General features: G+C 73.3%; 20 protein-coding genes and 1 pseudogene. 9 read left to right on the forward strand and 12 right to left on the reverse strand.

Annotation, left to right across the window (positions count from 1 at the left end; translation table 11 throughout):
- The first annotated feature begins 18 nt into the window (after nt 1–18).
- The 5 genes from BJ961_RS16280 to BJ961_RS16300 all read left to right on the forward strand — a co-directional run bounded on the left by BJ961_RS16280 (nt 19) and on the right by BJ961_RS16300 (nt 6,146).
- The gene (locus BJ961_RS16280) at nt 19–2,622 is read left to right on the forward strand and encodes a multicopper oxidase domain-containing protein (protein ID WP_271413550.1); all 2,604 of its coding nucleotides are present in this window, start codon (nt 19–21) and stop codon (nt 2,620–2,622) included.
- Nucleotides 2,622–3,068: a hypothetical protein gene (locus tag BJ961_RS16285; RefSeq protein WP_271413551.1), complete on the forward strand. Its 447-nt coding sequence runs from the start codon at nt 2,622–2,624 to the stop codon at nt 3,066–3,068. The genes BJ961_RS16280 and BJ961_RS16285 overlap by 1 nt, the downstream gene beginning before the upstream one ends.
- 138 nt (nt 3,069–3,206) lie before the next feature.
- Nucleotides 3,207–4,253, forward strand: a complete 1,047-nt coding sequence (locus tag BJ961_RS16290; RefSeq protein ID WP_271413552.1) for an Acg family FMN-binding oxidoreductase — start codon at nt 3,207–3,209, stop codon at nt 4,251–4,253.
- Between the two features lie 99 nt (nt 4,254–4,352).
- Complete coding sequence (locus BJ961_RS16295) at nt 4,353–5,609, forward strand: MFS transporter (protein ID WP_271413553.1); 1,257 nt, start codon at nt 4,353–4,355, stop codon at nt 5,607–5,609.
- Between the two features lie 63 nt (nt 5,610–5,672).
- Nucleotides 5,673–6,146 (forward strand): hemerythrin domain-containing protein, encoded by a 474-nt coding sequence (locus BJ961_RS16300; RefSeq protein WP_271413554.1) that lies wholly within the window; start codon nt 5,673–5,675, stop codon nt 6,144–6,146.
- A 25-nt stretch (nt 6,147–6,171) separates the two neighbouring features.
- On the opposite strand, the gene BJ961_RS16305 is transcribed toward BJ961_RS16300, so the two are convergent.
- Together BJ961_RS16305 and BJ961_RS16310 are read right to left on the reverse strand one after the other, a co-directional pair.
- Entirely contained in the window at nt 6,172–7,419 is a 1,248-nt protein-coding gene (locus BJ961_RS16305; RefSeq protein WP_271413555.1) for a globin domain-containing protein, read from the reverse strand.
- Nucleotides 7,420–7,654: 235 nt separating this feature from the next.
- On the reverse strand, nt 7,655–8,119 hold the full coding sequence (locus BJ961_RS16310) for a pyridoxamine 5'-phosphate oxidase family protein (RefSeq protein ID WP_271413556.1): 465 nt from the start codon (nt 8,117–8,119) through the stop codon (nt 7,655–7,657).
- Nucleotides 8,120–8,362: 243 nt separating this feature from the next.
- Between BJ961_RS16310 and BJ961_RS16315 the strand changes: the two genes are divergently transcribed.
- Both BJ961_RS16315 and BJ961_RS16320 read left to right on the forward strand, forming a co-directional pair.
- Nucleotides 8,363–9,055 carry a response regulator gene (locus BJ961_RS16315; RefSeq protein WP_271413557.1) on the forward strand — a complete coding sequence of 231 codons (693 nt, stop codon included), beginning with the start codon at nt 8,363–8,365 and terminating at the stop codon, nt 9,053–9,055.
- A gap of 110 nt (nt 9,056–9,165) precedes the next feature.
- Entirely contained in the window at nt 9,166–10,893 is a 1,728-nt protein-coding gene (locus tag BJ961_RS16320; protein ID WP_271413558.1) for a GAF domain-containing sensor histidine kinase, read from the forward strand.
- 49 nt (nt 10,894–10,942) lie between these two features.
- Here the strand turns inward: BJ961_RS16320 and BJ961_RS16325 are convergent, their stop codons facing one another.
- The 9 genes and pseudogenes from BJ961_RS16325 to BJ961_RS16365 all read right to left on the reverse strand — a co-directional run bounded on the left by BJ961_RS16325 (nt 10,943) and on the right by BJ961_RS16365 (nt 21,663).
- The gene (locus BJ961_RS16325) at nt 10,943–11,401 is read right to left on the reverse strand and encodes a Crp/Fnr family transcriptional regulator (RefSeq protein WP_271413559.1); all 459 of its coding nucleotides are present in this window, start codon (nt 11,399–11,401) and stop codon (nt 10,943–10,945) included.
- Nucleotides 11,402–11,718: 317 nt separating this feature from the next.
- Nucleotides 11,719–11,841 (reverse strand): annotated as a pseudogene (locus BJ961_RS16330) (maleylpyruvate isomerase N-terminal domain-containing protein); the annotation flags it as partial.
- 45 nt (nt 11,842–11,886) lie between these two features.
- Complete coding sequence (glpK, locus tag BJ961_RS16335; RefSeq protein ID WP_271413560.1) at nt 11,887–13,410, reverse strand: glycerol kinase GlpK; 1,524 nt, start codon at nt 13,408–13,410, stop codon at nt 11,887–11,889.
- A 25-nt stretch (nt 13,411–13,435) separates the two neighbouring features.
- On the reverse strand, nt 13,436–14,281 hold the full coding sequence (locus BJ961_RS16340; protein WP_271413561.1) for an MIP/aquaporin family protein: 846 nt from the start codon (nt 14,279–14,281) through the stop codon (nt 13,436–13,438).
- 222 nt (nt 14,282–14,503) lie between these two features.
- Complete coding sequence (nadE, locus tag BJ961_RS16345) at nt 14,504–15,334, reverse strand: ammonia-dependent NAD(+) synthetase (protein ID WP_271413562.1); 831 nt, start codon at nt 15,332–15,334, stop codon at nt 14,504–14,506.
- A 101-nt stretch (nt 15,335–15,435) separates the two neighbouring features.
- Nucleotides 15,436–18,453: a family 16 glycoside hydrolase gene (locus BJ961_RS16350; RefSeq protein WP_271413563.1), complete on the reverse strand. Its 3,018-nt coding sequence runs from the start codon at nt 18,451–18,453 to the stop codon at nt 15,436–15,438.
- Nucleotides 18,454–18,636: 183 nt separating this feature from the next.
- Complete coding sequence (locus BJ961_RS16355; RefSeq protein WP_271413564.1) at nt 18,637–19,956, reverse strand: DEAD/DEAH box helicase; 1,320 nt, start codon at nt 19,954–19,956, stop codon at nt 18,637–18,639.
- Between the two features lie 131 nt (nt 19,957–20,087).
- Nucleotides 20,088–21,047, reverse strand: coding sequence for an alpha/beta hydrolase family protein (locus tag BJ961_RS16360; protein ID WP_271413565.1), 960 nt, complete (start codon nt 21,045–21,047; stop codon nt 20,088–20,090).
- Nucleotides 21,048–21,228: 181 nt separating this feature from the next.
- Nucleotides 21,229–21,663 (reverse strand): PGPGW domain-containing protein, encoded by a 435-nt coding sequence (locus BJ961_RS16365; RefSeq protein ID WP_328661579.1) that lies wholly within the window; start codon nt 21,661–21,663, stop codon nt 21,229–21,231.
- 274 nt (nt 21,664–21,937) lie between these two features.
- Here BJ961_RS16365 and BJ961_RS16370 point away from each other — a divergent pair, with 274 nt between their 5' ends.
- Nucleotides 21,938–23,803, forward strand: coding sequence for a CocE/NonD family hydrolase (locus BJ961_RS16370; RefSeq protein ID WP_271413567.1), 1,866 nt, complete (start codon nt 21,938–21,940; stop codon nt 23,801–23,803).
- Nucleotides 23,804–23,842: 39 nt separating this feature from the next.
- Nucleotides 23,843–24,085, forward strand: a complete 243-nt coding sequence (locus BJ961_RS16375; protein WP_271413568.1) for a DUF5302 domain-containing protein — start codon at nt 23,843–23,845, stop codon at nt 24,083–24,085.
- A 103-nt stretch (nt 24,086–24,188) separates the two neighbouring features.
- On the opposite strand, the gene BJ961_RS16380 is transcribed toward BJ961_RS16375, so the two are convergent.
- Nucleotides 24,189–25,136 (reverse strand): methionyl-tRNA formyltransferase, encoded by a 948-nt coding sequence (locus BJ961_RS16380; RefSeq protein WP_271413569.1) that lies wholly within the window; start codon nt 25,134–25,136, stop codon nt 24,189–24,191.
- Between the last annotated feature and the right edge of the window lie 47 nt (nt 25,137–25,183).

Genomic DNA, 25,183 nt, shown 5'->3' on the forward strand with positions numbered 1-25,183 from the left:
GTCCCCGCTCCCGTCCGGATGTCCGGCAGGTTCCGGGCGTCCCGGCCGCGCGGCCGCCGCCTGGCCGCCCACGCCCTGGTCGCGGCCTGGCTGCTCCTGGCCGTGGTGGCCGCCGCCGTCCAGCACGACCTGCCGGTGGCGCGCTGGCTGGCCGTCCACCTCCTCCTGCTGGGCGCCGCCACCACCGCGATCGTCGTCTGGAGCGAGCACTTCGCCGTCGCCCTGCTGCACGCCCGTCCCCCCGGAGGGCGGGGCAGCGCCGTACGCCTGGCCGGTGTCAACATCGCCGCCGCCGGGATCCTGACCGGGGTGTGGGCGGACCGGCCCCTGCTGACCGGCGCCGCGTGCGTACTGCTCGTCACGGCGATCGGAGCGCACCTGGTCACCCTGGTCGCGCTGGGACGGGGCGCCCTCGGCGGACGGCTCGCCCCTGTCGTCGGCTTCTACCGCGCGGCCGCCCCGGCACTGACCGCGGGCGCGGTACTGGGCCTGCTGCTCGTCGACGGCGCGGCGGGACCCCAGTGGTACACCGGGCTGCGGCTGGCCCACGTGCACGTCACCCTGCTCGGCTGGATCGCACTGCCCGTGCTGGGCACGCTGTTCATGCTCTGGCCCACCGTGCTCGGCGTACGCATGCCCGAGCACACCACCCGCGCGGCCCGCAGGGTGCTGGCGCTGACCGGGTCGGGCCTGCTCGTCGCGGTCGCGGCACTGGTGGCGGGCCTGCGGCCGGCCGCCGTCGCCGGCGTCGCCGTGTACGGCGCCGGGGTGGCCGTCGCCGTCGCGCTGTTCGCCCGGACGGTACGGGCCCGGCCACCGGTCTCGTCGGCGGCCGCGTGGATGCTCGCCGCCGCCCTGGGCTGGCTCTGCGCCGCCGTCGCGGCCGACCTCGTCCTGCTCGCCGTACGGCCGCTCGACGAGGTGAGGGACGACGTGGCGGCCCTGACGCCGGTGCTGCTCGTCGGGTTCGTGGCCCAGGTCCTCATCGGTGCGCTGACGTACCTGCTGCCGGTCGTGCTGGCCACCGGGCCCGCCGAACGCGGCACACTGCGCGCCCGGTTGGAGTCGGGCCGGCTGTGGCGGCCGGTGCTGCTCAACTCGGGAGTGGCGGTGTGGGCCCTCCCGCTGCCCGCCCCGCTGCGCCTGGCGGGCGCGATCGCGGTCGCCGCCGCGGGCATCGCCTTCCTCGCCGTCCTCGTACCGGTACTCGTCCACGCGGGCCGCGCCGAACACCGGGCCCGGGACACGGAACACCGGGAACGGGCGGCCGCGCGCCGGCCTGTTCTGTGGGGCACCGCGGCGGGGACGGCCCTCGTGCTGCTGGGCGTCCTCGCGGCCAACAGCGGGGGAGGACCGGGCCCGCAGGACACCGCCGCCGGGGACGGCCCGGCGGGCACCGCCGTCACCCGCACCGTCGCAGTGACCCTGGAGGACATGAACGTCAGCCCCGCCCGGATCGAGGTCGCCGCGGGCACCGCCCTGCGGCTGGAGGTGACCAACACCGACAGCCGGCGCCACGACCTGAAGGTGGACGGCGGCCCGGCCACGCCCATGCTCGGCACCGGGCAGAGCCACACCCTCGACGTCGGCAGGATCAGCGAGGACCGCACGGCCTACTGCACCCTGCCGGGGCACAGGGCCGCCGGAATGACCCTGGACATCGACGTCGGCGAGCGCACCGGCGCGGAACACGGCGACGAGACCACCGTGGAGGCCGACGCGCACGACGGCCACATCGCGGGCTCGGCGGGCGGCCTCGACCTGTCCGCCGGATTCTCCGCGGACTGGCGTCCCCGCACCGCCGACCTGGCCCCGGCCCCCGGCGGCACGGTCCACCGGGCCGAACTGCGCGCGGGGCGCACCCGGGTGGAGGTGGCGCCCGGTGTCACCCAGGAGATGTGGACCTTCGGCGGCAGCGCGCCCGGCCCCACCCTGCGCGGCAGGGTCGGCGACGTCTTCGACATCACCCTCGTCAACGACGACACCATGGGCCACGGCATCGACTTCCACGCCGGCTCCCTCGCGCCCGACCGAGCCATGCGCACCCTCGAACCCGGCGAACGCCTGCGGTACCGCTTCCGTGCCGAGCGGGCCGGGGCCTGGCTCTACCACTGCAGCACCGCGCCGATGCTCCAGCACATGGCCAACGGCATGTACGGCGCGGTCGTCGTGGACCCGCCCGGCCTGGCGCGGGTCGACCACGAGTACGTCCTGGTCTCCTCCGAGCTGTACCTCGGCACGCCCGGCAGCGCGGCACAGGTAGCCAAGCTGCGCCGGCACGAACCGGACGCCTGGGTGTTCAACGGCATCGCCGGCCAGTACACCGAGCGGCCCCTGCGCGTCCGGGCCGGCGACCGGGCCCGGTTCTGGGTGATCGCCGCCGGGCCCGGCGACACAGTCGCCTTCCACATCGTCGGCACCGTCTTCGACACCGTGTACAAGGAGGGCGTCCGGTTGCTGAAGCCCGGCGACCCGGGCGGCGCCCAGGTGCTCGACCTGGCCCCGGCGCAGGGCGGTTACGTCGAGACCGTGTTCCCCGAGGCGGGGCACTACTCCTTCCTCGACCACGACATGCGGCACGCCGAGGCCGGAGCCCTGGGCACGATCGAGGTGAGCGAGTAGTGGACCTCGTCGGCTGGTGGTCCGTGGTGCGGTTCGTGCACGTCGCCGGAGCCGCCCTGTGGGTCGGCGGCCAGCTGGCCCTGACGCTCGTCGTCCTGCCGCTGGCCCGCCACCTGCTCGCACCGGAGGCCAAGGACCGCTTCGGCGCACAGGTCGGCCGCCGCTTCGGACTGCTCACCGGGGCGATGTTCCTGCCCGCCCAGGTGGGCACCGGCTGGGCCATCGCCTGGCACAAGGGAGTCACCTGGGCCTCCCTCGCGGAGCCCGGCTACGGGCGTGTCCTGGCGGCCAAACTGTGCCTGTTCGCCCTGGTGATGCTGGCCGCGGCCGGGCACGGCGTCGCCCACGCCAAGGGCCGCGCCGCACTGGCCCGCGCGTTGGCCGTGGTCTCCCTCGTCGCCTCGCTCGGAGTCGTCCTGCTGGCCACCGCCCTGCCCGCGACCTGAGCCGGCACCGGAACGCGCCGCGCGGCCCCGGTGCGGGGCCACCCGGCCCGCCACCGAGGGGCCGTTCAACCCTCCCCCCGGACAGGACGACGACGCAGGCTTGAGGCGAACAGGCAGAGCTTTCGCGAAGGAGCCGCCATGCAGACCCGGGAAGTCGACGCCACCGCCGTCCAGACGCTGCTCGCCGCGGCCGTGGCGGCGCCGTCCGTGCACAACACCCAGCCCTGGCGGTTCGGCCTGCGGGCGGACAGCCGGACCGTCGAGGTACGCGCCGACCACGCACGGTGGCTGACGGCAGCCGACCCCGAACGGCGCGCACAGCACCTGTCGGTGGGCGCGGCCGTCCTCAACCTCCGGGTGGCCGCCGACCACCTGGGCTGGACCCCGGTCGTCGAACTGCTCCCGCCCGCCGGCGACCCGAGCCTGCTGGCCACCGTACGGCTGTCCGGGCCGCCGCGGACCGGCGAGCCGCGGCCCCTCGCCGACCTGTACGAAGCCGTCGAGCGCCGCCACACCAGCCGGATGCCCTTCACCGGCCGCCCGGTGCCCGATCCCGTCGTGGCGGACATGACCGGCGCGGCCCGCGCCGAGGGGGCCTACCTGGAAGTCCCCGACATCGTCGCCGGCCGCCGGCTGCTGCGGCTGACCGCGGCCGCCGAGGCCCGCAACGCCGCCAGCGCCGAGCGCACCGCGGAGACCCGTGCCTGGCTCACCGCACCCGGAACCGGCACCCCCTTCGGCATCCCCGCGACCGCCCTGGGCCCCCGGGACAGCTCCGGGCACGTACCGATGCGGGACTTCGCCGCCCCACTGCCCACGCTGGGCCGGCCGACCCTGCGGTTCGAACGCCACGTCCAGGTGGGCCTGTTGTGGACCTCTCACGACCGGCGGCAGGACTGGCTGCGCGCCGGTCAGGCCCTGCAACGCGTGCTGCTCACCGCGACCGCGCACGGGGTGCGCACCTCGATGCTGCACCAGGCGATGGAGTGGCCCGATCTGCGGGCGGCGATGAGCGGCCCCCGGCGGCGCCACTGCCCGCACCTGCTGATCCGGTTCGGCTACGGGCCGGAGGGCGGCCGCACCCCGCGCGCCGCCGGGACCCCCGGCCCTCTTCCCGGGGACCCTCCGGCCGGTGCCCGGGACCCCCGGCCCATCCCGCCGGGACGCCGGCCGACGCGAAAGTGATCAAGAGAGTCCGGCGCACGGCCGACAGGGCCCGCGGACGCCCGCGTCGAGACGCGCCGGTCACATGACCGATCACCGTGACGGAAGAGGACGGACACCATGGTCCACCAGTTGAGCGAGCAGCGGGACACTCCACCGCCGGCCCCCGCGGGCGCGTCCGTGCCCGGCCGGGCCTGGCTGATGCTGGCTCTGGCCACGGCCGGCTTCGCCGTGAACTTCTGGGCGTGGGCGCTGCTGAGCCCGCTCGGCCCCCGCTTCAAGGACAGTCTGGGACTGACCTCGTTCGAGCAGTCGCTGCTGGTGGCGGTGCCCGTGGTGGTCGGCTCCCTCGGCCGGATCCCGGTCGGCGCGCTCACGGACCGCTTCGGCGGGCGGGTCATGTTCCCGCTCGTGTCGGCGGCCACCGTCGTGCCGGTGCTCTACCTCGGCCTGGCCGGGCACTCCTCGCTGACCGCGCTGCTGGCGGGCGGGTTCCTCCTCGGCGTCGGCGGCACGTCGTTCGCGGTCGGCGTGCCCCTCGTCAACGCCTGGTTCCCGCCCGAGCGCCGCGGCCTGGCCATCGGCGTCTTCGGCATGGGCATGGGCGGTACGGCGATCAGCGCCCTGACCACGGTGAGGCTCGTGGACGCGCACGGCATGGCCACCCCGTTCCTCATCACGGCGGCGGTCCTGGCGGCCTACGCGGTCCTGGCGGCACTCCTGCTCAGGGACGCCCCCGGGCACGCCGTGCCCACCGAGCCGCTCGCCCGCAGGCTGGGCGCGACCCTGCGCCTCGGCACGACCTGGCAGGCGTCCGCGCTGTACGCGGTGGCCTTCGGCGGCTACGTCGCCTTCTCCGTCTACCTGCCCACCTACCTCAAGACCGGCTACGGGCTCACCCAGGCCGACGCCGCGAACCGCATGGCGGGGTTCGTCCTGCTCGCGGTCGCGATGCGCCCCGTCGGCGGCTGGCTGTCCGACCGCGTCGGACCGGTCCGGGTGGTCACCGGCACGCTCGTGGTGGTGCTGGCGGCGGCGCTCGTCCAGTCCTCGGCACCGGCCCTGACACCGGTCGGCACCGCCGCGTTCCTGTCGCTGGCCGGGGCACTCGGCGCGGGCAGCGGCGCGGTGTTCGCCCTGGTGGCCCTGCTCGCCCCCGCGAACAGACTCGGGTCGGTCACCGGCGTGGTGGGCGCCGCCGGCGGCCTCGGCGGATTCGTGCCACCCCTGGTGATGGGTTCCCTCTACGGGACGTACGGCTCGTACGCGCTCGGCCTGGTCCTCCTCGGCGCGGTCGCGGCGGCGGCGCTGGCCTACACCGCCACCAGCCTGCGCCGGACCGTCACGGACGAGCCCACGGCCGCGCCCGCCGACTGAGGCGCCCGGGCCCTTCACCGGGCCCGGCACCCGTCCCGCCCCCGACCTCCTCCGGAGACCCTCATGTGCGAGTACTGCGGCTGCCAGTCGCTGACGTCGATCGACGAACTCACCCGCGAACACGAGGCGGTGGTGGCCCTCATCAGCCGGGTCAGGACGGCCCGCGACCAGGGCGACACCGTCGCCGCCGCCGGTCTCGCCCGACGCATCGCCGCCGTCCTGGCGCCCCACACCCAGGTGGAGGAGCACGGCCTGTTCCCCGCGATGGCCGACGAGTTCCCCGACCAGATCGCCGCCCTGGAGGCCGAACACCGCCGGATCGAGGCGGTACTGGCCGAGGCGGCCCACGGAGTGCCGACCGACCCGGCCTGGCCGGACCGGCTGCTGGACGTCCTCGCCCAACTGCGCGACCACATCCTCAGGGAACAGGACGGCGTGTTCCCGGCCGCCCTGGCGACCCTGACCACCGAGCAGTGGGAGGCCGTCGAGGCCGTACGGGCGCGGACGGGCAGCGCCCTGCCCCCGTCGGCCGCGTGACCGGGGGCAGGGCACCGCCTCCCCGTCAGGCAGCCGAGTCCGCCGTGTCTTCCCGGCCTGCCCGGTCCGTCTTGTCCGCCAGCCACAGGTCGGGGCCGAACACCTCGTAGCGGATGCGGCGGGCCGGGACACCCGCGGCGATCAGCCGGGCGCGCACATCCCGCATGAACGGCAGCGACCCGCACATGAACACCGCTGCCCCCGCGGGCAGTTCGACGCCGGACAGGTCCATCAGGCCGCTGCGCGCCTCCGGCTCCTGCGGGCCCGGGCGCTCGTACCAGAACACGGCACGGGCGTCCGGCAGCCGATCGACCAGCTGACGCGTCTCGGCACGCAGGGCGTGCTCGGCCGGAGACCGGTCGGCGTGCAGCACCAGCACCGGACGGGTGGACTCCAGCGCGGCGAGGTGGGCCAGCATTCCGGTGAGGGGAGTACAGCCGATGCCCGCCGAGACCAGCACGAGCGGAGCGGCCGCCTCCGCGTCGTCCAGGACGATGTCGCCGGCCGGCGTCGACAGGGTCAGTTCGTCACCGCGGCACACGTCGCCGAACAGCAGGTTGGAGACCTCGCCGTCCGGCGACCCGTCCGCGCCGGCGACCCGTTTGACGGTGATCCGGCGCAGGTCGCCGCCGGGGTCCGCGGACAGGCTGTACTGGCGCAACTGCCGCACGCCGTCGGACATCGCCACCCGCACACTCACGTACTGCCCGGCCCGGGCCCGCGGCGCCGGCCCGCCGTCGGACGGACGCAACACGAAGGACACCACGTCCGGGGTCTCCGTGCGGCGCTCGACCACCGTCCACGGGCGCCAGACGTGGCCGGGCCGCAGTCCCGCCTCGTGGTAGAGGCGTGCCTCCATGCCGATCAGCGCACCCGCCATCAGCCAGTACACCTCGTCCCAGGCGGCCGCCACCTCCGCGGTGACCGCGTCGCCCAGGACGTCGGCTATCGCCGCGAAGAGGTACTTGTGGACGATCGTGTACTGGTCGTCGGTGATGCCGACGGAGACGTGCTTGTGCGCGATGCGCTCCAGCAGGGTGTCCGGACGGGTGTCCGGGTGGTCGAGCAGCGCGCCGGCGAACGCGGCGATCGAACCGGCCAGCGCCCTGCGCTGGGCGCCGCTCGCCTGGTTGCCCCGGTTGAACAGCCCGTCGAGCAGTTCCGGCCGGTCGTGGAACATCGTGCCGTAGAAGCGCGAGGCGATCTCGTCGAGCGCTCCGGTCACGGCGGGCAGCGTGGCCCGGACCACGGACGCGGACTCTGCGGACAGCATGGGACCTCCCGTAAGGGGATGGGGGAGTTGGTGACCGCGGCACTGGATGCGGCGGTGAGTCCCTGTGTACCAGGGGGCGGCCCGCGTTTCGGCCCCGTCGCGCCCTCGGCGCCCCACCGGGGACCAACGGACGGGCGAACAGGGCCGTTGGTCCCCATCAGGGCCTTGCGGGCCGGGGCTCAAGGTCCCCGGGAGAGGACTCCCCCCGGCCCTGCCCCCGCGACGCGAAGACGTCTCACACGACGGTGGAGCGCCGAGCCTCGGTGAGCCGGACGCCGGTGATCAGGTCGGGAACGATCCGGATCGCGTAGTCCATGGACCGGTCGACCCAGGGACGCAACAGCGCCCGGTATCGGGCCAGTTGCGCGGGATCGGTCACCGGTTGGGCGTAGCCCGTCACCACGACGCTCCACCCCAGGTGTGTGTCCGGGTCGATCGAGTCGGCCTCGTAGGCGACCACCACACCCGGATCGCCGGCCTTCTGCGTACGGGAGGTCAGGGCCGCGCCCTCGTGGGTGCGGATGATGATGTCCCCGTCGTCCAGGACGTGGTTGACCGGCCGGATCGTCGGCAGCGCCTGCCTGGTGAAGACGACCCGCCCCAGGGAGACACTGCCCAGCAGCGCGAGGGCCTCCTCGCCGCCCAGCTCGGTGCTGCGGCGAGGGGCCACCGGAGGCGAGGGGACGTACTCGGAGGTCATGGCATGCTTTCGTCGGAGTCCACAGATTTCGGTCGCTTCATTGGAGCCCCGCCGACGAGCCGTGTGCTAGGGCCGTTCGGCCCCCAGAACGCGTCCGCCCGGCTCGGCTCCGGCCGCCCGCGGAAGACTGGGCCGACCGGCCCTGGCCCTTCGGCCCCGGGCACTGGAGGATCTCCGCAGGAGGAGCCGTCGTCCCCGCGGGGGCAGCGGCTCGCCACGAGAGCGCAGACGAGGAGTACTGGCATGGCGGACACCGAGCAGCCCGGCCCCGGGGACCCGATCCGGGTCTTCCTGCTGGACGACCACGAGGTCGTACGGCGCGGCGTGCGCGACCTGCTCGACGACGAGCCCGGCATCACGGTGGTCGGCGAGGCGGGCACGGTCGAGCAGGCCCTGGTCCGGGTGCCCGCCCTGCGCCCCCACGTGGCGGTGCTCGACGTACGGCTGCCCGACGGCGACGGCGTGGGCGTCTGCCGCGAGCTGCGGTCCCGCATGCCGGAGCTGGCCTGCCTGATGCTGACCTCGTTCGACGACGAGGAGGCCCTGCTGGACTCGATCATGGCGGGCGCGGCCGGGTACGTGCTCAAGCAGATCCAGGGCTCGGACCTCGTCAACGCGGTGCGCACGGTCTCCGCCGGGCAGTCGCTGCTCGACCCGAGCGCGGCGACCAAGCTGATGGCGCGGCTGCGCGGCGAACAGACGCGGGAGGAGGTGCCGGACGCCCTGCCGGGCCTCACCGACCGCGAACGGGAGATCCTCGCCCTCATCGGCGAGGGCCTGACCAACCGGCAGATCGGACAGCGGCTCTACCTCGCCGAGAAGACGGTGAAGAACCACATCTCCCGGCTGCTGGCCAAACTCGGCGTCGAGCGCCGCATCCAGGCCGCCGTCATCGCCACCCAGGCGCAGGACCGGCTGCGGCAGGACCGGCACTGAGCCGGCCGCCCGAACCCCTCCCGAGCCCCGTCCGAGCGGGGACCGCTACCGTTGGTGGGTGACCGGGGCGGCCGGCTGCCGGCGCGTCCCAGGGACCTGGAGGATCACCCGTGGAGAGCCCTGACCAGGCGGAAGCCCGGGTACGCCTGCCGCAGCTGCGGCTGGACGAGCTGCTGGAGGAACTCCAGGCCCGGCTCGACGCCGCCCGCGGCACCCGCGACCGGGTCCACAGCCTGCTCGAGGCGGTGCTCTCGGTGGGCCGGGAGCTGGACCTCGAGCATGTGCTGCACAGCATCGTGGAGGCGGCGGCGGCCCTCGTCGACGCCCGGTACGCCGCTCTCGGCGTGATCGGACCGGACGGCAAACGGCTCTCGGCGTTCCACACCGTCGGGGTCGGCGAGGAGCAGATCGCCCGCATCGGCGCCTACCCCGAGGGCCACGGCATCCTGGGCGAGCTGATCCGCCACCCCGAGCCCCTGCGGCTGCCCGACCTCTCCGAGCACGCGGCGTCGTACGGCTTCCCGCCGCACCACCCGCCGATGAACACGTTCCTCGGTGTCCCCATCCGGGTCCGCGACCAGGTCTTCGGCAACCTGTACCTGACCGAGAAGCGGGGCGGGGCGCAGTTCGACGAGGAGGACGAGTCGGTCCTGTCGACACTGGCCGTCGCGGCCGGCGTCGCGATCGACAACGCCCGGCTGTACGAGCAGTCGCGGCTGCGCGAGCGCTGGCTGCAGGCGAACGCGGAGATCACCCACAGCCTGATGTCAGGCAGCGAGCGCGGCGCGGCACTCGGCCTGATCGCGGAGCGCGCCCGGGAGATCACCGGCGCGGCCCTGGCCGTGCTCACCATGCCCATGCCGGACACGGACTCCCTGGTGGTGGAGCTGGCCACTGGACAGGGCGCCGAGGACCACCGCGGCCTGGTGCTGCCCATCGACGACAGCCTCACCGGCCTGGCGTTCTCCACCGCCGAGCCCGTGCGCAGCCCGGACATCACGCAGGACGCGCGGGTGTCCGCCGCGGCCCCCCGGTTCACCGGGCTCGGACCCGCGGTGGCCGTGCCCTTCGGCGCCGCGGGCGAGGGCGTACGCGGTGTGGTGCTGCTGGTGCGGCAGGCGGGCCGGGCGGTGTTCTCCGCGAAGGAGACCGAGCCGCTGCAGGGGTTCGCCGCGCAGGCCGCCCTCGCGATGGAGCTGGCGGAGCGACGCCGGGACGCCGAGCAGATCGCCGTGCTCCAGGACCGGGACCGGATCGCCCGGGACCTGCACGATCTGGCGATCCAGCGGCTGTTCGCCACCGGGATGACGCTCCAGAGCGCGGGTCGCCTGATCGAGAACGGCTCCGCGTCGGAGCGGGTACTGCGGGCGGTGGACGACCTGGACGAGACCATCAAGATCATCAGGTCGACGATCTTCGGTCTCCGCGCGCGCGGCGGCACCGCCGGCGGGGGACTGCGGGGCCGTACGGTGCGGGTCGTGGGCGAGGCGGCCCCGGTGCTGGGCTTCGCACCGAGCCTGCGGATGGAGGGCCTGCTGGACACGGAGGTCCCCGGTCGGGTCGCCGAGCACGTCGTCGCGGTGCTGTCCGAGGCACTGACCAACGTCGCCCGGCACGCACGCGCCGACCGGGTGGCGGTGGCCCTGGAGACCGACGGCCACGAGGTACGGCTGACCGTCACCGACAACGGCGTGGGCGTCCCGTCCGGGGGCCGCCGCAGCGGGCTGCGCAACATGGCGGAACGGGCCGCGCAGCTGGGCGGCGAGCTGCGGCTCACCGGCCCGGCGGACGGAGGCACCACCCTGGAGTGGTGGGCACCGGTGCCGGACGAGGGCTGATCGCGAAGGCGCCGCTCGGAGCGGGCCCCGGGTCGGCGCGGGCCCCCGGTCAGAGCAGGCCGCCGCTGCCGTACGGCGCGTACAGGTCGAGCAGCCGGACCCGGGCCGCCTGCAGCCGGTGGGCGACCACCCGGCCGACCCAGACGGCGACCGCCCGGCCGAACTCCGGGTCGCGGGCGCACATCTCCCGCATGGCGTCCGCGTCGAACTCCCAGGCCCGTACCGGGGTCGTGGCCTCGGCGCCCAACTGCCACAGGCAGGGCGGGTAGTGCCAGGACCAGCCGACGAGTTCGCCGTGGCCCAGCGTTTCGATGACGGCGGCCCGGCGGCCGGGGACGCGCAGGTCGAGACTGACCGTGCCGGTCCGGACGATCCAGAACCGGTCGGCCCGCCGTCCCTCCTCGAACAGTCGGGTGCCCTCCGCGACGGAGACCTCCCGGGCGATCCGCATCAGTCGCTCGCGGTGGTCGACGGGGAGAGCGGCGGACAGGGTGGTGGCTGAGGTCATCGCTCCGGCTCCTTTCGCGCGCTCGCCGCGGACGGACGGCGAAGGAGCCGCTCGGCGCCGCGGTCGGTCCGGTGGCCCGAGAGGACGGCGCGAGGAGGGGAGGGGGTGCGAGGGCGGCACGAGAACGCCGCTCGCCCGGCCGCGGGGCCCGTCTCGTCGTTCCCTTCGGGAGCACGCTGTCTGTGGTCACCACCAGCGTCCCGCCGGCCGGCGCATCGCACCAGGGGCCGACCGGACCCGCCCGGGGGCCGTTCGGCCCAGGCCGCCGTCGCCGCGCCCGGGGCCGGGCACGACCGCCGCCCCGGCGGACGCGCCGGTCAGCCGACCGGGAAGGGGAGCCGCGCCGCCGGCCCGCCCAGCGCCGCCGCCTGAGCCGCGGTCGGTGCCCGCCGCCCCGTGCCGACCAGCAGCGCGTCCCGGTCGGTGAACGACGCGGGAAACGTCGCCGCGACGATCTTCAGCCGGCGGCCGGCGACCCGCCGGGGTCAGCTCTCGGGGACCTTGACCCAGTCGAGCGTCCGCTGAACGGCCATCTTCCAGCCCGCGTAACCCTGCGCCCGCCGGTCCTCGGACCACTGGGGCTCCCAGCGCCTGGACTCACTCCAGTGGGTGCGCAGTTCGTCGGTGTCCCGCCAGAAGCCCGTGGCCAGCCCCGCCGCGTAGGCCGCGCCGAGGGCGGTGGTCTCCGCGACGACGGGGCGGCTGACGGGGACACCGAGGACGTCCGCCTGGATCTGCATGCACAGGTCGTTGGCGGTCACACCGCCGTCCACCCTCAGTACGTCGAGGTGGACCGAGGAGTCCTGCTCCATGGCCTCGACCACGTCGCGGCTCTGGTAGCAGATGGCTTCCAGCGTCGCCCGGGCCAGGTGCGCGTTGTCGTTGTACCTGGCGAGGCCCACGATCGCGCCCCGGGCGTCGGAGCGCCAGTACGGGGCGAACAGGCCGGAGAAGGCGGGGACGAAGTACATGCCTCCGTTGTCGTCGACGGTACGGGCGAGTTCCTCGCTCTCCGCCGCGGTCTTGATGATCTTCATCTGGTCGCGCAGCCACTGCACGGCCGACCCGGTCACCGCGATGGATCCCTCCAGCGCGTAGACCGGCGGGCTGTCGCCGAACTGGTAGGCCACGGTGGTCAGCAGACCGTGCTGCGAACGGACCAGTTCCGTACCGGTGTTGAGGAGCAGGAAGTTGCCGGTGCCGTAGGTGTTCTTGGCCTCGCCGGGCGAGAAGCAGACCTGGCCGACGGTCGCCGCGTGCTGGTCGCCCAGCACCCCGGTGATGGGAACGGCGGCGCGCAGCGGCCGGGAGGTGCGGGTCGTGCCGTACGCCTCCCGGTGCGAGGAGGGGTTGATGGTGGGCAGCATGCCGCGGGGGATGCCGAAGAAGCCCAGGAGTTCGTCGTCCCAGTCGAGCGTCTCCAGGTTCATCAGCATGGTGCGGCTCGCGTTGGTCACGTCGGTGGCGTGGATGCCGCCGTCGGGACCGCCGGTCAGGTTCCACAGGACCCAGGTGTCGGTGTTGCCGAACACCGCGTGCCCCCGCTCCGCCGCCTCGCGGACGCCGTCGACGTTCTCCAGGATCCACTGGATCTTCCCGCCCGAGAAGTACGTCGCGGGCGGCAGCCCGGCCTTGCGGCGGATGACGTCGCCCCGGCCCGAGCGCTCCAGGTGCGCCGCGATGGCGTCGGTGCGGGTGTCCTGCCACACGATGGCGTTGTAGTAGGGACGCCCGGTGCGCGGGTCCCAGACCACCGTGGTCTCCCGCTGGTTGGTGATGCCGATGGCCGCCAGGTCCGTGCCCGACAGACCGCCGTTGCGCAGGCCGTTCTGCATCACCGAGTTGGTGCGTTCCCAGATCTCCACCGGGTCGTGCTCCACCCATCCGGAGCGGGGGAGGATCTGCTCGTGCTCCAACTGGTGCTTCGCGACCTCGTTGCCGCCGTGGTCGAAGATCATGAATCGGGTGCTGGTGGTTCCCTGGTCGACCGCGCCGATGAAGTCCGCCATGGTTGCTCCGCCTCTCCGGCCGGTGTCATTCTTCCGGTGCCGGGACGCGCCCCGGCGGTTCGGGCTCAGCGGCCGGCAGGAACCGGCCGATGAACACCTTGTACAGTCCCGCGCCGAGCACACCGCCGACCAGCGGGCCGACGATCGGCACCCAGAAGTAGAAGTTGCCGTACTGGTCCCGCCACGCGTCGTCGTACCCGGTGATGAAGCTGGCCAGCCGGGGGCCGAAGTCACGGGCCGGGTTGATGGCGTAGCCCGCGTTGGTGCCGAAGGCCATACCGATCGCGACGACGACCAGACCGATGACGAACGGGGCGAGGTTGGCCTTCGGCGGGTCGTTGAGCAGGTCCGTGAGCGCCATGATCAGAAGCAGCAGGATGGCGGTTCCGATGACCTGGTCGCGGAAGGCGCCCCACTCGTGGACCGGCAGCCCGGTGTTGCCGTTGGCGGGGAGCGTGGAGAACACGAACTGCGTCTTGAGGGTGTGGCCGGGGTCGGCCTTCGCCAGCGCTTCCGTGTAGTTCCAGCGGACCAGGAGGGCCGCCACGAACGCGCCCGCCGTCTGGGCCAGCGTGTAGGGGATCACCTTGCGCCACGAGAACCCCTTGAACACGGCCAGCGCGAGGGTCACCGCGGGATTGATGTGCGCGCCGCTCAGCCGCGCCGCCACATAGACGCCCAGGGTGACACCGAGGCCCCACGCCCAGGCGATGCTGTCGTGGTCCCCGAGGCCGCCCGGCGGGTCCGTGAGGGCGCCGCCCGCGATGACCTGGGCCACCACGCCGCAGCCGAAGAGGATGAGGATCAGCGTGCCGGCGAACTCGGCGGACAGTTCGCCGAGCAGACCGGATCTTTTGAGCCGCTCAGCCATGGAAGCTCACCTTCCGCCGGCTTGACCGGCCGTCGACTGTTCGAGCATCTCCTCGGACAGATTAAGGTGACTTCCGGCGAACCGCACTTAAGGGACATCCGTGGTGAAGGGTCGCCCGCGCCGCCCCGCCCCGGGGCGGAGCGGGCGCAGGGGACCGGCCTCACCACCCGCGGTGCTCCGTCGGAGTGATCGGCGCTCGCCGGGCGGGGGCGGACCCGGCGGTCAGGGAGCGATCGGCATCCGGCGCTTGTGGTCGGTCCGCCGGTAGCGGGTGACGATCGTCTCGAAGGCCCGCTCGTTCACCGGCCCGCCCTCCAGGAAGTCGTCGATCTCCTCGTACGTCACTCCCAGGGCGTCCTCGTCGGCCTTGCCCGGGTCGAGGGTCTCCAGGTCGGCCGTCGGGACCTTCCGCACCAGCTCGGCGGGGGCACCCAGCGCGTCCGCGACGGCGCGCACCCGGCGCTTGGTGAGGCCCGTCAGCGGTACGACGTCGGCGGCGCCGTCGCCGAACTTGGTGAAGAACCCGGAGACCGCCTCGGCCGCGTGGTCGGTGCCCACGACCAGCCCGTTGTGCGCACCGGCCACGGCGTACTGCGCGATCATGCGCTGCCGGGCCTTGATGTTGCCGTACACGAAGTCCTGGTGGTGGGCGTCGCGGAAGGCCACGTCGGCGGCGAGCAGGGCCTCGAGCGCCGCGTCGCTCGCGGGCTTGATGTCGACGGTCAGCACCTGGTCGGGGTCGATGAAGGAGAGCGCCTGCTGGGCGTCGTGCTCGTCGGCCTGGACCCCGTGCGGCAGCCGCATCGCGTAGAAGCGCGCCTCGTGACCTGTGGCGCGGGCCCGCTCCACGGCGAGCTGGCACAGCCTGCCCGCGGTGGTCGAGTCGACCCCGCCGCTGATACCGAGCACCAGGGCGCGCAGACCCGTCGAGGTCAGCCGCTCGGCGAGGAAGGCCACCCGGCGCTCGATCTCCCGTTCGGCGTCGAAGGTCTCGGCGACCTCCAGTTCCCGGGCGATCTCCTTCTGCAGGGCGATGGACGCCGGCTCGCTCAATTCCGCTCCTTGTTCGACTGGCAGGGCATGTCTCGTTTCACCCTACCCAGTGGAGCGCAAGGTGCGGGGCGGCCGTCAGGTCCGCCCCGCACGGCTGCGGGTCAGGTCAGCGGTTCGACCCGGATGTTGCGGAAGCGGACCTTGTTGCCGTGGTCCTGCAGCCGGATCGCCCCGGCGGCCGGCGTCTCGGCCCGCCCCGCCGCGGTCGGGCCGTCGAGGACGACGTCGTCGTGGACCGTCTCGCCGTTCCACACCACCGTCACCCGCGCGTCGGCGGTCTTGGCGCCGCTGTCGTCGAAGCGCGCGGCGTGGAAGACGATGTCGTACGTCTGCCAGGTCTCCGGTGCCGTCGCCGCGTTGGTGTCGGGTGCCTTCTTCAGATAGATCGCCCCCGCCTCGTTGGTGTCCGGGGTGGTGTCGCCGAAGGAGTCGAGGATCTGCAGCTCGTAGCGGTCCTGGAGGTAGATGCCGCTGTTGCCGCGGTCCTGGCCGGTCACGTCGTCCGCCAGCAGCGGCACCCGGAACTCCACGTGCAGCTTGAAGTCCTGGTAGGCGTCCTTGGTGCGGATGTCGCCGCAGCACACCTCCATCGACCTCTCCTCGGCCAGCGGCCAGGCCACCTGCCGCCCGTCCGTGTGCTGCCACTGCTCCTGCGAGGCGGCGGTGCCGTCGAACAGGGCGACCCGCGCGCCGTGCGGGTGCACGGTGATCAGGTCGAGGTTGACGTGGCCGGTGTCGCCGGGGTCGTACCGGTAGGAGAGCGTGTTGTGGCCGGCGCGCAGCCGCACGCTCTCGGTGCGGGTGGTCCAGGTGTCCCAGTCCCCGGTGGAGGGAAGCCGCGTCTGGCGCACCTTCTTCCCGTTGGCGTACAGCGAGAGCGACTTGCTGCCCTGGAAGGGGTCCGGGCCGTTGGAGTAGCGCAGGCCCACGTCGTAGGTGCCCGGCTTGCGGACGGTCACGTCGAACGTGGTCGTGGCCCTGCCCTCGGTGGCGTAGCGGTCGACGAACCCGCTGCCGGAGTAGCCGACGTGGTCGGTGTTGATGCCCGCCCTGCCGGTGAGGCGTGCCTCCTCCGCCTCGTACAGGGTGGCCGCCGGCGGCTGCTTGCCGGGCATCTCGTTCAGCGTGTACCAGGCCTCGGTGCTCCACAGCGTCTCACCCGAGGCCGAGGTGAACGGCCGCGGGGAGCGCAGGTGCACGACACGGTCGGGCCGGAGGCCGTCCAGCCGCAGCCGGACGGTGCGGCCGTCGTCCGAGAGCGTCGCCGACCGTACGGCCAGCTCCTCCTCGGCGATCTTCGGGCCGCCGTAGTCGGAGGTCGGCGTGTAGCGCCACTGCTCGGCCTCGTAGCCGGCCGCGAGGCCGGCGGCCGTCTCGGCGGAGACCGGCTGGGTGTACGTCAGGTCGAAACCGCCCGGCACGGCCCGCATCTTCTGGATGTCGAAGGTGTTGCCGCCGTTGGGGGTCAGCTTCTGCAGACCGAACTTGAGCTTGCCCTCCTGCCCCCAGTTGCCGTCGGCGCCCAGGCCGCCGGTGTAGATCGCCCCGTCGGGGCCCATGGAGACACGGTTGACGCCCGCTTCCAGGCCCTGCGTGTAGCGGAAGACGGCGCCCTGGTACTGGCCCTTCACCTTCTCCAGGTAGGCGCGCTGCAGGCCGCCGTAGGTGACGTCGCCGATCAGCATCTGGCCCGCGAACCTGCCCTTGGTCAGGTACAGCGGCGTGGAGGGCGAGTTGCCGATCTCGTTCTGCGGCAGCCACAGCACCGGCTCGGTGACGGGGGAGTCCTCGAAGGGTCCCGCGGGCTCGGTGTGGTGGTTGAAGAAGCGGTCCTGCTTGATCTGGACGAGCTTCGAGGCGGGCAGCCAGCCGCCCTGGTTGTCGGTGGCGAACAGGCTGCCGCCCGGCCCCCAGCCGATGCCGTTGGGCGTGCGCAGCCCGCCCGCGATCGGGCTGATCTTCCCCGTCCTCTTGCTGACCTTGTACGTCGTCCCGCGGTTCGGCGCGGGCTGGGGGGTGGTGGTCGCGCCGCCGAGGTCGATGGCGACGGAGAGGTTCACGTAGAAGTAGCCGTCGCGGTAGAGCAGGCCGAACGCGAACTCGTGGAAGTTGCCGCCGTAGGGCCAGGTGGCGACCGTGCGGTACTCGTCGGTCACGTCGTCGCCGTCGCGGTCGACGAGCCGGGTCAGCTCGTGCTTCTGCGAGACGTAGAGCGAACCGTCCACGTACTTGATGCCCATGGGCTCGCGCAGCCCGCTCGCCACCTTCTCGACGGTGACCTTGTCGCGGCTGGTCCCACCGGTGACGTTGTCGAGGAGGTACACCTCACCGGCAACGTTGTCGGTGCCGCCCCAGGTGCTGATCGCGAGCCGTCCGTCGGGCAGCCAGTCCATGCCGGTGACCTGCGGTTCGAAGCCGTCGGGGCGCAGGTCGGTGAGGGTGAGGTCGGGGCGCACGGAGGTGAGGGGCAGACCGTCGCCCGGGGTGTCGCGCCCGGCCTCGCACTCCTTGCGGCCCGGCGCCGTCACCCGGACGACCCCGGCGTCGGTGCTCAGCGCCTCGGTGGGTACGACGGTGAACTCGCTCTCGCCCGGCGGCATCCAGGACAGCTGGAGCTGCTGACCGCCGCCGCGGTCGAAGTGCTCGATGCGCAGCGGGTGCGCTCCCGCGGTGAGGTCGACGGTGCCGTCCTTGGGCTCCGCGCCGTGCAGTCCGTCGTGGTCGATCACGGTGGTGCCGTCGAGGGCCAGCCGGGAGCCGTCGTCGCTGACGAGCCGGAACACGTAGGTGCCGTCGCGCGGGGCCTGGAGGTAACCGGATGCCTGGGAGACGAAGTTGTCGGCGATGCCGCCGAAGTCCTCGGTGGTGGACCAGTCGACCGTGGGCATCAGCTTGTCGTGGTTGGGGGTCTGGCCGGGTTTGAGGGTGCACAGCTCGTTCAGCGGCGTCTGGACGTCGAACACGCGCAGCGTGACCCCGGGTTCCTGCGGCGGGATGTCGGCGGCGGCCGCCGAGGAGGCCGAGGCCGCCGGGGCGGCCCAGGCGCCACCGGCCGAAACGGCCGACGCCAGCAGGAGGATGAGGTGTCTTCGAGCACGCGATAACAGCCGTTGGCGCATTGGTCCTCCGGAAGATGGGGACCGGACCGTGCCGGATATCGCTCCGGTCTCGTGCGGTATGACGGACGTTCCGCCGCCAAGGTAGGAGACTTCCGCTTGGCATGTCCATACTTTGTCATCGCTGTGTTCAAAGTTCCTGGTGCCCAGAACCGCCGGCCGCGCACCGGGAGACGCCCTCGGGGGTCAGCGCCCCCTGCGCACCCGGGCCGCCGCGCGGGCTTCCGCCGCCTTGCGCGCCTCGACGGCCTTGCGGGATCCCTTCGCGGCGCGGCCCGGCCGGGTGCCCATCCCGCGGAAGGGGGCGTTGCCGCTCTCCTTCCCCGGTCCCTCCGGGGGGCGCCTGGCGCCGGTGAGGGTGGTCAGCCGCTGCTCGCCCGAGCGCACCGGGGTCACCGTCGGCCGGATCCCGGCCTCGGACATCATCCGGTTCACCTCGCGCCGCTGGGCGGGTGTGACGAGGGTGACCACGCTCCCCGCCCGGCCCGCGCGCGCCGTACGCCCGCCGCGGTGCAGGTAGTCCTTGGCGTCGGCCGGCGGATCGACGTTGACGACGAGGTCGAGGTCGTCGACGTGGATGCCCCGCGCCGCGACGTTGGTGGCCACCAGCACGGTGACCCCGCCCTCCACGAACCGGGCGAGGGTGTGGGTGCGCTGCGGCTGCGACTTCCCGCTGTGCAGGGCGGCGGCGGGCACGCCGGCGGCCCGCAGGTGCCGGGTGAACCGGTCGACCCCCGCCTTGGTGTCCAGGAACATCAGCACCCGGCCGTCCCGGGCGGCGATCTCGGTCGCGGTCGCGTACTTGTCGGCGGGGTGAATGGTCAGGACGTGGTGTTCCATCGTGGTCACCGCGGCCGACGCCGGGTCGACCGAGGCGAGTACGGGGTCGTGGAGGTGGTCCCGCACCAGCTGGTCGACGTCGCGGTCGAGCGTGGCCGAGAACAGGAGCCGCTGCCCGTCCGAGGGCACCTGCTCCAGGATGCCGGAGACCTGCGGCAGGAACCCCATGTCGCACATCTGGTCCGCCTCGTCCAGCACGGTGATCCGCACCCGGTCGAGGTGGCAGTCCCGGCGCGACACCAGATCGGCCAGGCGTCCCGGCGTCGCGACGACCACGTCGGCGCCGGCGCGCAGCGCCTGGGTCTGCCGGTTGATCGACAGTCCGCCGACGACCGTCGTCAGGCGTACGCCGAGCGCCCGCGCGTACGGCGTCAGCGCCTCGCTCACCTGCTGGGCGAGTTCCCGGGTCGACACCAGGACGAGGGCCAGTGGCCGCTTCGGCTCCGCGCGCCGGCCGGCGGTCCTGGCGAGCAGGGCGAGCCCGAAGGCCAGCGTCTTGCCGGACCCGGTCCGCGCGCGGCCGAGGATGTCGTGCCCGGCCAGGGCGTCGGGCAGGGTCGCCGCCTGGATGGGGAAGGGTTCCGTCACCCCCAGGCCGGTCATCGTCTCCACCAGCACCGGCGGCAGCCCGAGGTCGCCGAAGGACGGGGTCGGCTTCGCGTTCATGGGGGACCTTCCTGTTCAGGCGCCCGGAACGCGTCCGGGTCCGTACCCCTCGGTACGGACCCGGGCGCTTCGAAGCGTGGGCCCATTTTACCAGCGGGCGTCCAGGCGTCCGGCGGCCCGCAGTTCCGGGTCTACTTGGACTCGATCCGTCCGACCGGGTTCGGTCCGGCGTTCAGCGCGTCCCGCGCCGTCTGCCACGCGGAGTCCCCCGGGTACAGCTCGGACCTCAGGTAGGCCCAGGCGAGCCGCCGCACCGCGGCCACCCGGCCGGGGTCCTCGTCGGTGGTCTCCGCGACGTCGTACCCCGCGACTCCGCCGAGCCCGTGCTCCGCGCCGAACAGGGTGAGCAGGGCCTTGGGGCCGGGGGCGAGGGCGTACGGGTCGGCGTGCCACCCGGGTCCGCGCACCGTGAGGTGGGCGGAGTCGTCCTTGTCACCGGCGACGACGAGCGCGGGCGTCCTCATCGCGGAGAAGTCCGTGGTCAGGAAGAAGGGCATGCTCTCGGCGGCGGACGCGCTGAGGGCGTCGCCACCCCGGCCGGGCGCGGCGAGCAGGACGCCCGCGCCGATGCGGGGCTCGGTCAGGTCCACCTCCGTGCCGTCGTCCGGATCGGTGAGCCGGGCGCCCAGGAGCAGGCTCGCGGTGTGGCCGCCCATCGAGTGCCCGGCGACGGCGACCCTGCTGCGGTCCACTCGGCCGGCGAGTTGGGGGACGGCCCGCTCCAGGGCGTCGAAGCGGTCGAGGACGCGGGTCATGTCCTCGGCGCGCGACCGCCAGAACAGCGGCGCCCCCGGGGTCGCGGGATCGAGCGCCAGTGACCTGGAACTCAGGTGGGTCGGCTGGACGACGACGAAGCCGTGTGCCGCCCAGTAGTCGGCGAGAGGGGCGTAACCGTTCAGGGAGGAGAGGTGGTTCGAGTAGCCCTGGCCGTGCGAGAGCAGGATGACCGGCAGGTCGGTGCCCGTCACGGGCGCGGAGACCCGCACCTGGAGTTCCACGGGCCGTCCCGGCGCGGGCAGCACGACCGGGGCGACGGAGAGGACGGGCGCGGGCGGGACGACGAAGTCGGGTACGGGAGTGGGTGCGTTCATGAGGTGTATGTCCGTTCGAAGACTCGGGTGACTCGGGTGACTCGGGTGCTCTGGGGCTGGATCGGCCGCCGCGTCGCTCGTGCGGGCGCAGGCGTGGCGAGGCCGTTCTGAGGGTGCGCGCGTCAGCACGACAAAGTGGGACGCTGTCCCGGTTAAATATACGGGACGCTGTCCCGTTTGGTCAACGCGTCCGCTCCGGGGCCTCCGGCGAGCCGCGCCGCGTCGCCCGGACGCGACGGTGACTCCACCCGAGCAGGGCGAACAGCGCGAGGGAGGAGATGATCAGGCTCGCCCCGGCGGCCCACCCGGAGTACGGCAGCAGGGACACCAGGCCCCACGCCAGGCCGGCGGCGAAGAGGAACAGCCCCACCAGCACCGAGCCCGCGATGCGCCACCGGGAGGAGACGCTCTCCTCGGCCGCCCGCATCGCCCGCACGCGGACGGGGGCGACGAACCGGTCCAACGCCGGGACGGCGCGCGCCAGCAGCACCACCCCGGCGAAGACGAGCAGCAGGCCCGGCCCGGGCAGCACCAGCAGCGCGACGCCGATCACCAGCAGGACGGCGCCCACGACGCCCAGGGCGACGCGCCGGATGGACTCGACACCCCGCGCCATGGCGCCCCACTCTCCTGCGGTCGGCAAGGTCTCCTGTCGGGTAGGTGTGCCCCACCTTAGGCAGGGATCACCGGGCGGGCGATTCCGGTGGAGGGCGGGCGAGCGGGCCCCGGCCCGGTCCCGCACGGTGCGCGCGGGGCGGTCCGTCCCGTCCTGTCCGCCAATGCCCGCGGTGGGGAGGGGAGTTGCCCGGACGCCCCATCGACGTGCGTGGACTTCGCTGCTAGACCTGCACCACCCGTACCACCTGCACCCACCGTTCAAGGAGGAGCATGTGAGACCACGTCGCGCGGTCGTCCGGACCGCTTCGGCGCTCGTCGCCGCCCTCGCCCTGACCGCCGGTCTCGGCGGCCCGGCCGTCGCGGCCGAGGGGGCGGAGGCGGGGCCGGCCGCCACCGGGACCGGTCCCGTCACGCACGAGGAGAACGACCGCGTCCCCCAGGGGTCGGTCTGGACCCAGCACTACTTCCCGTCCTCCGACCGCTCCGGCACCCGGCTCCACGCCGACGTCCTGCTGCCCGAGGGGCTGAAGCGCAAGGAGAAGGTTCCGGTCATCCTGTCGGTCGGCCCGTACTTCTCCCACGCGGGCCAGACCGGCCCCGAGGGCTGGACCCGCACCGGCCCCTCGGCCCGCTTCCAGGACTTCATCGAGGGCACCGACCTGTTCGACCAGGGCTACGCCTTCGTCATGGTGGACCTGCGCGGCTTCGGCGGCTCCACCGGCTGCCTGGACTGGGGCGGACCCGGCGAACAGGCCGACGTGAAGGCCGCGATCGACTGGGCCGCGAAGCAGCCGTGGTCCACCGGCGCGGTCGGCATGTACGGCAAGTCGTACGACGCCGTCACGGGCCTCATTGGCAACAACCTGGACCAGCGGGCTCTCAGGGCCGTCGTCGCCCAGGAGCCGGTGTGGGACATGTACCAGTACATCTACTCCAACGGCGTGCCCCGTCCCAACGTGACCGGTACCGCGGGCGCCTACAACTCCATCGCCTCCATGCCCCCGATGGCGGACGACGATCCCCGCTACCAGGCCGCCGCCCGGTACGAGGAGAGCCACCCGGAGTGCCTGACGGAGAACTCGGCCGGCTACCGGATATCCGACCAGCGGGACGAGCACTGGACCTCCCGCGACCTGGCGAGAATGGCCAGGGGCAGCGACACCCCGCTCTTCGTCACCCAGGGCTTCGTCGAGAACAACACCAAGCCCGAGGAGATGGAGGAGTACCTCGACAACCACCGGGGCCCGGAGCGCGGCTGGCTCGGACAGTGGGACCACGTGCGCGGCGGCGACCGCGTCGGCGACGGACGCCTGGCCATGGGCCGGGAGGGCTGGTACGACGAGACCCTCTCCTTCTACGACCAGTACCTGAAGGGCGTCAGGCCGACGGTGCGTTACCCGGCCTACGCCGTCGAGGACTCCACCGGTGCCTGGCGGGCCCAGCGCACGTGGCCCGTCACGGAACGGTCGGTCACCCTCCCGCTCGGCGGCGGCTCCTACGTGGACGACGGCGGAGCGTCCGCCCGAGCCGGGCTGACCGCGTCCGGCGGCCCGGCGGCGAAGGCGACGCCGCAGCCGACCGGCAACTGGGACATGGAGAACGCGCCCGCGACCGAGCAGCCCGCCCCGGCCGGGCTGGCCGCGGAAGCGGCGAAGCGTCAGCGAGCCGGCGAGGTCGCCTCCAGCTTCTTCGTCTGGTCGAAGCCGCTGAAGAAGGCCACCCGCGTCACCGGCACCCCGCGGCTGTCCCTGACGGCCCGCGGCGAGGGCAACGTCATGCTCAAGCTGTACGACGTCGCCCCGGACGGCACCGCCGTCATGTTCGACGAACAGGTCTCCCTGGTGAAGTCCGGCCGGATGGGCGTCGACCTGAAGGCGACCGACTGGACCCTCGCCGCCGGACACGCCCTGGCCGTGGAGATCGGCTCCATCCAGACCGGCTCCTGGCGCGACACGCCCTCCGGCGAGACCGTCGAGGTCAGGGGGGCCAGGCTCGGGCTCGCTCTGGACGACCCGGCCGACGACGTCGCCACCGCCGGCGACCGGTCGCCGTACCTGGACACGTACCTGCGCCAGTACACGGTGCGCCTGCCGGCCGGGCCCGGGACGTTCTCGGTGGTTCCGGGTGGCCGGTCGTGACAAGCTGTGCTCCTGTTGTCCGAGCCCCAGGAGGTCACCATGACTGAAGAGTCTTCATCGCAGGCAGGTTCGGAACCGGCCAAGGACGAGAACACCACCGCCGTGACACCCGACGAGAACGGTCAGTACGACCTGAAGGGCAAGTTCCGCGAGGCGCTGGAGCGCAAGCGCGGCAAACAGGCGGAGGCCGCGGCCCTCGCCGCGGGCGCCGACGTGGCGAAGATCCGAGGCACCCACGGTCCGGCCGCCAGCCAGCGGTCGTTCCGGCGCAAGAGCGGCTGAGGTCGCACACGACGTCCCACGCGGGGCCCGGCCGTGGCAGCACGGCCGGGCCCCGCCCGTCCCGGTCGGCGGGTCGGGGGCGACCAGAAGCGATCAGCGGCGGTCAGGGGCGGGCGGTCAGATAGCCGCCCATGGAGGTGAAGTAGTCCGTCGCGGCCAACTCCCGTCCGTCCTCGGTCCGTACCCGTGTGACGGCGAGGCCGTGATCGCGGCCGCGCCGTGCGCCGGCCCCGGCGACGATCACCACGCCCTCGCCCTCGCGGTAGAAGATCCGTCCGGGCGTACCGCCGTAGCGGCCCTCGGAGACGACGGCGGCGAGGATCTCGAGCCGCCTGCCCCGGTGGAACGTGAAGGCGCTGGGGTACGGCTCGGACTGGGCCCGCACCAGGCGCTCCAGATCCTCGGCCGGCCAGTTCCAGTCGATGCGGATGTCCTCCTCGGACCGCTTGTGGAAGAAGCTCGCCCGGGAGCGGTCCTGCTGGGTGAACTCCGTCTGTCCGGCGGCGATCAGCCCGAGGGCGCCGATGGTGACGGGTGCGATGAGGTCGACGGTCTTGTGGAAGAGGTCCGTGGCGGTGTCCGCCGGCCCGACCGGCACCGCCTCCTGACGCACGATGTCACCGGCGTCCAGCTCGTCGTTCATCATGTGCGCGGTGACGCCCACTTCGGTCTCGCCGTTGATCAGCGCCCAGATCAGCGGGGAGAACCCGGCGTACTTCGGCAGCAGCGAGTCGTGCACGTTGAGGGTGCCGTGACGGGGCAGCCCGAAGATGCGCGGCGGAATCCAGGTCCGCCAGTTGTTGGCCACGATGATGTCCGGGGCGGCGGCCTCCAGACGCGCGAACAGTTCGTCGTCGTCCGGGCGGTTGCGGATCAGCACCGGGACGCCGTGCTCCTCGGCGAGGTCGGCGACCGAGTCGCTCCAGATCTTCTCGTAGGCGTGCTCGCTCCTGGGATGCGTCACCACCAGGACCACGTCGTGTTCGGAGTCCAGGAGGGCTCGCAGGGTGCGGTGCCCCCAGGTCTGGTAACCGAACATGACGACCCGCATGGGCTTCCTCCTCGCGGCAGGGAATGACCCAGGCAGTTAAGCAAGGC

Source organism: Streptomyces lienomycini (assembly GCF_027947595.1).
Classification (GTDB): domain Bacteria; phylum Actinomycetota; class Actinomycetes; order Streptomycetales; family Streptomycetaceae; genus Streptomyces; species Streptomyces lienomycini.

Coding starts and splice junctions, on each gene's coding strand:
- BJ961_RS16310 (WP_271413556.1), bottom strand. CDS start 8,119: ATGACCTCCGAGTACGTCCCCTCGCCTCCGGTGGCCCCTCGCCGCAGC.
- BJ961_RS16300 (WP_271413554.1), top strand. CDS start 5,673: ATGTGCGAGTACTGCGGCTGCCAGTCGCTGACGTCGATCGACGAACTC.
- BJ961_RS16380 (WP_271413569.1), bottom strand. CDS start 25,136: ATGCGGGTCGTCATGTTCGGTTACCAGACCTGGGGGCACCGCACCCTG.
- BJ961_RS16280 (WP_271413550.1), top strand. CDS start 19: ATGTCCGGCAGGTTCCGGGCGTCCCGGCCGCGCGGCCGCCGCCTGGCC.
- BJ961_RS16355 (WP_271413564.1), bottom strand. CDS start 19,956: ATGAACGCGAAGCCGACCCCGTCCTTCGGCGACCTCGGGCTGCCGCCG.
- BJ961_RS16340 (WP_271413561.1), bottom strand. CDS start 14,281: ATGGCTGAGCGGCTCAAAAGATCCGGTCTGCTCGGCGAACTGTCCGCC.
- BJ961_RS16365 (WP_328661579.1), bottom strand. CDS start 21,663: ATGGCGCGGGGTGTCGAGTCCATCCGGCGCGTCGCCCTGGGCGTCGTG.
- BJ961_RS16290 (WP_271413552.1), top strand. CDS start 3,207: ATGCAGACCCGGGAAGTCGACGCCACCGCCGTCCAGACGCTGCTCGCC.
- BJ961_RS16375 (WP_271413568.1), top strand. CDS start 23,843: ATGACTGAAGAGTCTTCATCGCAGGCAGGTTCGGAACCGGCCAAGGAC.
- BJ961_RS16305 (WP_271413555.1), bottom strand. CDS start 7,419: ATGCTGTCCGCAGAGTCCGCGTCCGTGGTCCGGGCCACGCTGCCCGCC.
- BJ961_RS16350 (WP_271413563.1), bottom strand. CDS start 18,453: ATGCGCCAACGGCTGTTATCGCGTGCTCGAAGACACCTCATCCTCCTG.
- BJ961_RS16315 (WP_271413557.1), top strand. CDS start 8,363: ATGGCGGACACCGAGCAGCCCGGCCCCGGGGACCCGATCCGGGTCTTC.
- BJ961_RS16295 (WP_271413553.1), top strand. CDS start 4,353: ATGGTCCACCAGTTGAGCGAGCAGCGGGACACTCCACCGCCGGCCCCC.
- BJ961_RS16325 (WP_271413559.1), bottom strand. CDS start 11,401: ATGACCTCAGCCACCACCCTGTCCGCCGCTCTCCCCGTCGACCACCGC.
- glpK (WP_271413560.1), bottom strand. CDS start 13,410: ATGGCGGACTTCATCGGCGCGGTCGACCAGGGAACCACCAGCACCCGA.
- BJ961_RS16360 (WP_271413565.1), bottom strand. CDS start 21,047: ATGAACGCACCCACTCCCGTACCCGACTTCGTCGTCCCGCCCGCGCCC.